Origin of the sequence: Bradyrhizobium sp. (genome assembly GCF_019242285.1) — a bacterium.
In the GTDB taxonomy this organism is placed as follows: Bacteria; Pseudomonadota; Alphaproteobacteria; order Rhizobiales; family Xanthobacteraceae; genus Bradyrhizobium.
The window spans coordinates 1-6,510 of sequence record NZ_JAFAVV010000905.1; the positions used below are offsets into that span (position 1 = coordinate 1).

Sequence of the window (6,510 nt, forward strand, 5' to 3'; positions counted from 1 at the left end):
GGTGCTGGAGCGCGACGGGCTCGCCGGCCTGACGCTGCGTGCGGTGGCGCGCGAGGCCGGCGTCTCGCATGCCGCGCCCACCCATCATTTCGGCGATGTCACGGGCCTGGTCAGCGAATTGGCCGCGATCGGCTTCCGCAAGTTCAACACGGCGATGGGGGCGTCCTGCGGCGCGGGCGATCCGCCGGCGATGCGGGCGCTGGCGCGCGCCAAGGCCTATGTCGCCTATGCCCAAGCGCATCCCGGCATGTACGGCCTGATGTTCCGCACCGAGCGGCTCGATTATTCGCGGCCTTCTCTGCACGAAGCGGCCGAGGCGTCGTTTGCGGGGCTTGCCGGCTCGATCGCGGCGAGCCGGCAGGAGGAGATTTCCAAGAACGCGCTGTCGCTCGACCAGGCCGCCGCGATCGCGCGGGCCTGGTCGCTGGTGCACGGCTTCACCATGCTGCTGCTCGACAACCGCCTGTCCGATATTCTGGCGCGGTCGCCGCCGGGCACCACGGCCGAGATGCTGCTGGAAGCCATGCTGAAGGCGACGGTGATGCGGCCGCCGTCCTGAGTTCGAGATCGGCGCATGCTGAAACTTGCACAGTCGTCATGCGTTAGCACGCGCGCACGATCGGTGCCGGGTGGGGTTCACTATCTCCGCGAGATTTGTGCCCGTGGCTGACCCCCACCCCAACCCTCCCCCTTTCGGGGGGAGGGAGCGCACCGTCCGTGCGGAAGCAATCGGACCATATGCGATAGCCTGCCGCAAGCGGGGAGAGGTGAACCGAATTTGCGGCGGCATGATTCTTCCTCGAACTGCCACGCTTTAGCGCTGGGTCGCGAGCTCCACCGCGCGGCCGCTCTTGCCCAGCACTTTCACCTGGTCCTGCCCGCATTTGAAATCCCGCGCGGTGGCGTCGGCGGCCTGGCGCGCCAGCTCGTTGGCGTCGGGATTGGCGGCGACATCGACATAGGCGACGTGACAGACCGCGCCCGGCGGCAGGCGCGTGACGATCAGCATCGGCTTGGGCTTTGGCCGGCCGTTCCTGTCCTGGTCGGCGTTGTCGTCGATGTCCCAGCGCTGGATGATGGCCAAGGGCTCGCTTCCCGCCATCCGCCACTCGACGGTGCGTGAGGCGAAGCTGAACGGGCCGAAGAAGGCTTGCGCGGCCGGTTCCTTCTCCGCGGCGGCGCGGTTATGACCGATGGAGACCGTCTCGCGCATGTCGCCGACATTGACGGAGACGACGAGCCCGACCTTGCCACGGCAGATGCGCGATGATTGATCGTCGGCGTCCTTCTTGCCGCTGGCGCTCCAGCAGTTGTGCGCGGCGATGGTGGAATAGCTGCTGCCAACAGGGGCCGCTGCGGCGACCGCGGTCTGTGCCACGAGCGCTGCCGCAAGACAGGTGTAGATCGGCAATTTACGAATCATGGTCTGAACTCCCGGCTTTTCTGGTTTCGTCGCTGCGTGGTATTGATGACACACGCAAGCTGGGGACGGTTCGGTCGAGGCCGCAGAAAGACCTGACATTGAGGCGGATTCGTCCTAGAAGGGCCGCCTTGCTCCCTCACTTTCGCGTGTCACTTGCGCGAGTTACTTGGCCCTCCGCCGACCATGCCTCTCATCTCGCCGAACAAGCCCTACCGCATCGGCCGCTCCAAGACCGGACTTGGCCTGTTCGCCACCAGGCCGATCAAGAAGGGCGCCAAGATCATCCGTTATTTTGGGCCGCTTCTGGACTCAAAAAAGGAAAAGGATGACGCGGTCGAGAACAAATACCTCTTCGAGCTGACCAACCGCTGGACCATCGACGGTTCGATCCGCGCCAACGTCGCCCGCTACATCAATCACGCCTGCAAGCCGAACGCCGAGTCCGACGTCAAGCCGCGCAAACGCAAGGTCTTCATCCGCGCCATCAAGGACATCGAGCCCGGTGAGGAGATCAGCTACGATTACGGCACCGACTACTTCAAGGCCTACCTGAAACCGATCGGTTGCAAATGCGAGGCCTGCGAGCGGAAGCGCAGGAAGAAGCGGGCCGAGGCGCGCGCCGAGCAGCTGCTGGCCAAGGAGAAGGCCGAGCGCAAGGCGAAACGCAAGGCCGAGAAGCTCGCGACGGGCAGGAAGGCCAATGGCAAGAAGCTCAACGGCAAGACCAAACGCGGCAATGGCCGCCTCGCCAATGGCCACGCCGGACCGTAGCCCGCTTCAGGCCGGGCTCCGCCGCCGGCGCGCGGAATAGGCACATTCGGCTAACGTCGTGGCGTCGAGTTCGCGCAGGAAGGATTCCCGCGCGGCGGCGAGCCGCGCTTTCAGCCGGCAGCGCGGCGTGAGAACGCAATTGCCGCCGTCCTCGCGAAAACATTCGACCATGGCGCTATTGCCTTCGAGGATGCGCACCACCTCGCCGAGCGTGATCGACTGTGCCGGCCGCGCCAGCCTGAAGCCGCCGCCCACACCGCGCTGGGTCGAGATGAATCCGCCATCGGCGAGGTCACGCACCACCTTCGCCAGATGGTTCCGCGAGATGTCGAACTCGGCCGCGATCTCGCCGGTGGCAAACGAGCGCGACGGCTCGCCGGCCAGCCGCATCAGGACGCGCAGCGCGAAATCGGTGAACAGCGTGAGGCGCATGGCTTTCCCCGAAAGAGAATTTGCAATCGATGTTCTACTCCCCTAAATATGCATTTGAAATACCTATTTACGGAGAAGCCCATGACCGCAGAGGAACGGCGCGAGCAGATCGTGGCCGACATCACCGCCCGGACCGGGATCGACGAGGCGATGATCGAGCGGCTGGTGCGCGGATTCTATGCCAAGGTCCGTTCCGACGAGGTGCTGGGACCGATCTTCGACGCCCGCATCAGGGACTGGGAACCGCATCTGCGACAGATGTGCGCGTTCTGGTCCTCGGTGGCGCTGATGTCCGGCCGCTATCGCGGCGCGCCGATGCCGAAACATCTGCCGCTGCCGGTCGATGCCGCGCATTTCGACCGCTGGCTCGCACTGTTCGAGGCGGCCGCGAAGGAACTCTGCCCGCCGGATGCCGAAGCGCATTTCGTCGAGCGCGCGCGGCGGATCGCGGCGAGCCTCGAGCTCGGCGTCGCCGGCGCCAACGGCGTGCTGCTCGGCGTCGGCGAACGATATCGGCGGAACCGGCCTGGAGTCTCGTCATGAACCGGCGCTCGACAGCGACAGGCGACCCGTCCAACCCTTACGAAAGCGGCAGCCTGGTGCCGATGCTCATCGCGGGGCTTGTCCTCACCCTGGTCGGGATGGTAGTCGCGCTGACGATGAGCTGACCTCGGGCCGCAAGCGCCTCAATGAACAACCCGAAGATCGATGCATTCAACGCCCTAGGTCCCGCGAAATACCGCTGCATCCGGCGGCTGGCTCTTGAAAACCTGTGCTCAGAGGAAAGACACAGGCAGACGAGCTGCACGGTCGAGCTTCATCTCGTGGAAAAGCCTGCGCGCAGCGGGCCGAGATTGGAGCTGCGCTTCCTGGATGCGGTCGACATCAAGCTCGAACATCTGAACATGAACGATGGCCTGTTCGTGAGCGTCTTCGATATCTCGGATCGGCAACTCGAGGGAATTCGTTACGGCGTTTCCGACGCCGAGCACATGATATCGCTGCAATGTGCGGACTTCGATTTTCGTTTGTCACCGAGCGACACCGAACAGGATCGCGAACCGGCGCAACGGTCGACTGGAGAACAGAGCCTTGCCGAGACTGGTCTCGACCGCCTGAATCCGGACGAACATCAACAGGCAGGCGATGCGGAACAGCGGCTCGGGCACCTGCAGCGAGCGGGCCAGCAGCGAGGTCGCAAGCTCGATCAGGCACCGGGCGATGCTGATGGCGACGGGGAAATCTTTCAACAGTGCGATCATGGATCATCTCCTCGTCTCGGAAAATGATCCGGCCCGATCGCGAATTCGATTACGTCGCGGGTAGGGGGAAAGCATTACCTCGTAGGTAATGGAAGCCACGCTGCGTGCGTGCTAGTTGTTCGGCATGAACACGCACACCTCGCTTGCCCGCACCGAGAAAGCCCGGCCGATCCACATCGGCGATCATTTGCGCGAATGGCGGCAGCGCCGGCATCTGAGCCAGCTCGATCTCGCCGGCGACGCCGAGGTCTCGGCGCGCCATCTGAGCTTCGTGGAAACCGGCCGCTCGGCGCCGTCGCGCGAGATGGTGCTCAAGCTGGCGGAGCGATTGGACGTGCCCTTGCGAGAACGCAACGTGCTGCTGGTCGCCGCGGGTTTTGCGCCCGCCTTTCCGCAACGCACGCTGGACGATCCCGCGCTGAAGGCGGCGCGGCAGGCAATCGAGCTGGTGCTGAAGGCGCACGAGCCGAACCCGGCGCTCGCCGTCGACCGGCACTGGAACCTGGTCTCGGCCAACCGCATGATGGCGCCGCTGCTCGACGGCATCCCGGCGCGGCTGCTCGGGCAACCTTTCAACGTGCTGAGGCTCAGCTTTCACCCGGAAGGGCTCGCGCCGCGCACGGTCAATCTCGGCGAATGGTGCGCGCATCTGCTCGAGCGGCTGCATCGCCAATGCGAGGCGACCGCCGATCCCGAGCTCGTGAAGCTCTATCAGGATCTGAAGGCGTTCCCGATTCCGGCCCGCAGCGGCCCGCTGCCGGCCGACAGCGTCGCGATCCCCTTCAAGATGCGATACGGCGGTGACGTGCTGAGCTTCTTCTCCACCACCATGGTGTTCGGCACGCCGGTCGACATCACGCTGTCGGAGCTGGCGCTGGAAACCTTCTTTCCGGCCGACGATTTCACCGCGCAGCGCATGCGCCGGATCGCGGCAGAGTTGCAATAGCGCGCTTGTGTTGCCGTCCGATCCGCTTATCTTTTGGGGGTGTTGGAACCCCGAGAGGATCGGCCCATGAGCACGCTGCGACCGCTGCAAATCGACATCGTCTCCGACGTGGTCTGTCCCTGGTGCTATATCGGCAAGAAGCGGATCGAGGACGCACTGGCGCTGGCGGCCGATGTGCCGGTTGAAGTGAACTGGCGGCCGTTCTTCCTCAATCCCTGGGTGGCGCGCGAAGGTATCAGCCGCGAGGAATATCTCACCACCAAGTTCGGCTCGGTCGACGCCTATAAGGGCATCGCCGGGCGCGTGGTCGAGGCCGCGAACCAGGAGGGTCTCGTCTACCGGCCCGACCTGGTCAAGCGTCAGCCCAACACCATCGATTGCCACCGCCTGATTCACTGGGCGGACGCGCTGGGCAAGGCCGCCGCAATGAAGCAGCGGCTGATGGAATTGTATTTCCGCGACGGCGGCGACCTCACCGACACCGAGGTGCTGGTCAAGGCGGCGGCCGATGTCGGTCTCGATGCCGATGAGACGCGCCGGCGGCTTGCGACCGACGAGGACGCCGCGCTGATCTCGGCGCAGGCGCAGGACGCGGCTGACAAGGGCATCTCCGGCGTGCCGACCTACGTGTTCGCGCAGAAATACGCGGTCTCCGGCGCGCAACCCCCCGAGCTGCTCGCCCGCGCCATCCGCCAGGTCTCGGCGGAGGTGAATGCGCAGGCGGCGCAGTGAGGCGATTGTTTCCTTGAACATCATGAGCGTTCGGACGACAATCGCTCTGGAGATTTGCGCATGAAGATCAAAATTGTCGTGCACGAGGCTGAGGAAGGGGGCTTTTGGGCGGAAGTCCCTGCCATTCCCGGTTGTGCGACGCAAGGCGATACCATGGACGAATTGATGGTTAACCTTCGTGAAGCGATCGAAGGTTGCCTTTCGATCGACGTCGCTCCGCCCGAGCCGGGCGGCATCGAACGGATGTTGGAATTGCCTGCATGAAGTCGCTGTCGGGTCGGGACTTCGTCCGGATCATCGAACGACGCGGATGGACTTTATTGCGTGTCAACGGCAGCCATCACATCTACGGCAAGAGCGGCAGCATCGTCAGGCTTTCGGTGCCAATCCACGGCAGCAGGCCGTTGAAGACGGGTCTGCTGCGTCATCTCGTGAAGCTTGCGGAACTCTCAGAAGATGATCTCTGACCGCAGAAATTCCGTGCGCATCAATCGAAACGACCGCGGGGGAAAACTACATGATCTACGAACTTCGCACTTACACGGTGAAGCCGGGCACCGTCGGTGACATGGTCAAGGCCGCGAGCACGGTGTCGCGCGACATCCGCGGCGATCGTTTCGGCAAGCTCGAAGGCTATTGGTGGACCGAGATCGGCCCGCTCAATCAGGTCCTCCACATGTGGAGCTTCAGCGATCTGAACGAGCGAACGAGATTGCGCGCCGAGCTCTTCGAGAACGCGCGCTGGAGCGGAGAATACATTCCGCTGATCCGGCCGCTGCTGGTGCGCCAGGAGGTGCGCCTGCTGAACGCCATCCGGCCGCCGGTCGCGCCGGCCTCGACCGGCAACATCTACGAGCTCCGCAATTATCGCGCGAGGCCGCTCGGCGGGGTTCAGCAATGGGCCGACGCCTTCACCGCGGCACTGCCGGCCCGCGAGAAATATT

12 protein-coding genes are annotated in these 6,510 nt (G+C 64.3%); 10 read left to right on the forward strand and 2 right to left on the reverse strand.

Annotation, left to right across the window (positions count from 1 at the left end):
• Positions 1 to 559 (forward strand): TetR/AcrR family transcriptional regulator (locus JOY90_RS37135; protein ID WP_291696056.1); only part of this gene is annotated, 559 nt, incomplete at its 5' end.
• A gap of 255 nt (positions 560 to 814) precedes the next feature.
• Here JOY90_RS37135 and JOY90_RS37140 read toward each other — a convergent pair.
• Complete coding sequence (locus JOY90_RS37140; protein WP_291696057.1) at positions 815 to 1,423, reverse strand: hypothetical protein; 609 nt, start codon at positions 1,421 to 1,423, stop codon at positions 815 to 817.
• Between the two features lie 183 nt (positions 1,424 to 1,606).
• Here JOY90_RS37140 and JOY90_RS37145 point away from each other — a divergent pair, with 183 nt between their 5' ends.
• A complete protein-coding gene (locus JOY90_RS37145; protein ID WP_291696058.1) occupies positions 1,607 to 2,194 on the forward strand; it encodes an SET domain-containing protein in 588 nt (195 codons plus the stop codon).
• Between the two features lie 6 nt (positions 2,195 to 2,200).
• Here the strand turns inward: JOY90_RS37145 and JOY90_RS37150 are convergent, their stop codons facing one another.
• Positions 2,201 to 2,626 (reverse strand): Rrf2 family transcriptional regulator, encoded by a 426-nt coding sequence (locus JOY90_RS37150; RefSeq protein WP_291696059.1) that lies wholly within the window; start codon positions 2,624 to 2,626, stop codon positions 2,201 to 2,203.
• A gap of 81 nt (positions 2,627 to 2,707) precedes the next feature.
• On the opposite strand from JOY90_RS37150, the gene JOY90_RS37155 reads away from it, so the two are divergent.
• The 8 genes from JOY90_RS37155 to JOY90_RS37190 form a co-directional block, all read left to right on the forward strand.
• A complete protein-coding gene (locus JOY90_RS37155) occupies positions 2,708 to 3,169 on the forward strand; it encodes a group III truncated hemoglobin (protein WP_291696060.1) in 462 nt (153 codons plus the stop codon).
• A complete protein-coding gene (locus JOY90_RS37160; protein ID WP_291696061.1) occupies positions 3,166 to 3,294 on the forward strand; it encodes a hypothetical protein in 129 nt (42 codons plus the stop codon). Before JOY90_RS37155 ends, JOY90_RS37160 begins: the two co-directional genes overlap by 4 nt.
• Before the next feature lie 21 nt (positions 3,295 to 3,315).
• Positions 3,316 to 3,915, forward strand: a complete 600-nt coding sequence (locus tag JOY90_RS37165; RefSeq protein ID WP_291696062.1) for a hypothetical protein — start codon at positions 3,316 to 3,318, stop codon at positions 3,913 to 3,915.
• 97 nt (positions 3,916 to 4,012) lie between these two features.
• Positions 4,013 to 4,834 carry a helix-turn-helix transcriptional regulator gene (locus JOY90_RS37170; RefSeq protein WP_291696063.1) on the forward strand — a complete coding sequence of 274 codons (822 nt, stop codon included), beginning with the start codon at positions 4,013 to 4,015 and terminating at the stop codon, positions 4,832 to 4,834.
• A 66-nt stretch (positions 4,835 to 4,900) separates the two neighbouring features.
• Positions 4,901 to 5,566 (forward strand): DsbA family oxidoreductase, encoded by a 666-nt coding sequence (locus JOY90_RS37175; RefSeq protein WP_291696064.1) that lies wholly within the window; start codon positions 4,901 to 4,903, stop codon positions 5,564 to 5,566.
• A 60-nt stretch (positions 5,567 to 5,626) separates the two neighbouring features.
• Positions 5,627 to 5,830 carry a type II toxin-antitoxin system HicB family antitoxin gene (locus JOY90_RS37180; RefSeq protein ID WP_291696065.1) on the forward strand — a complete coding sequence of 68 codons (204 nt, stop codon included), beginning with the start codon at positions 5,627 to 5,629 and terminating at the stop codon, positions 5,828 to 5,830.
• A complete protein-coding gene (locus JOY90_RS37185; protein ID WP_291696066.1) occupies positions 5,827 to 6,033 on the forward strand; it encodes a type II toxin-antitoxin system HicA family toxin in 207 nt (68 codons plus the stop codon). The genes JOY90_RS37180 and JOY90_RS37185 overlap by 4 nt, the downstream gene beginning before the upstream one ends.
• A gap of 50 nt (positions 6,034 to 6,083) precedes the next feature.
• The coding region (locus tag JOY90_RS37190; RefSeq protein WP_291696067.1) for an NIPSNAP family protein at positions 6,084 to 6,510 on the forward strand (427 nt) is incomplete at its 3' end.

Coding starts and splice junctions, on each gene's coding strand:
- JOY90_RS37165 (WP_291696062.1), top strand. CDS start 3,316: ATGAACAACCCGAAGATCGATGCATTCAACGCCCTAGGTCCCGCGAAA.
- JOY90_RS37145 (WP_291696058.1), top strand. CDS start 1,607: ATGCCTCTCATCTCGCCGAACAAGCCCTACCGCATCGGCCGCTCCAAG.
- JOY90_RS37180 (WP_291696065.1), top strand. CDS start 5,627: ATGAAGATCAAAATTGTCGTGCACGAGGCTGAGGAAGGGGGCTTTTGG.
- JOY90_RS37140 (WP_291696057.1), bottom strand. CDS start 1,423: ATGATTCGTAAATTGCCGATCTACACCTGTCTTGCGGCAGCGCTCGTG.
- JOY90_RS37160 (WP_291696061.1), top strand. CDS start 3,166: ATGAACCGGCGCTCGACAGCGACAGGCGACCCGTCCAACCCTTACGAA.
- JOY90_RS37155 (WP_291696060.1), top strand. CDS start 2,708: ATGACCGCAGAGGAACGGCGCGAGCAGATCGTGGCCGACATCACCGCC.
- JOY90_RS37150 (WP_291696059.1), bottom strand. CDS start 2,626: ATGCGCCTCACGCTGTTCACCGATTTCGCGCTGCGCGTCCTGATGCGG.
- JOY90_RS37185 (WP_291696066.1), top strand. CDS start 5,827: ATGAAGTCGCTGTCGGGTCGGGACTTCGTCCGGATCATCGAACGACGC.
- JOY90_RS37170 (WP_291696063.1), top strand. CDS start 4,013: ATGAACACGCACACCTCGCTTGCCCGCACCGAGAAAGCCCGGCCGATC.
- JOY90_RS37175 (WP_291696064.1), top strand. CDS start 4,901: ATGAGCACGCTGCGACCGCTGCAAATCGACATCGTCTCCGACGTGGTC.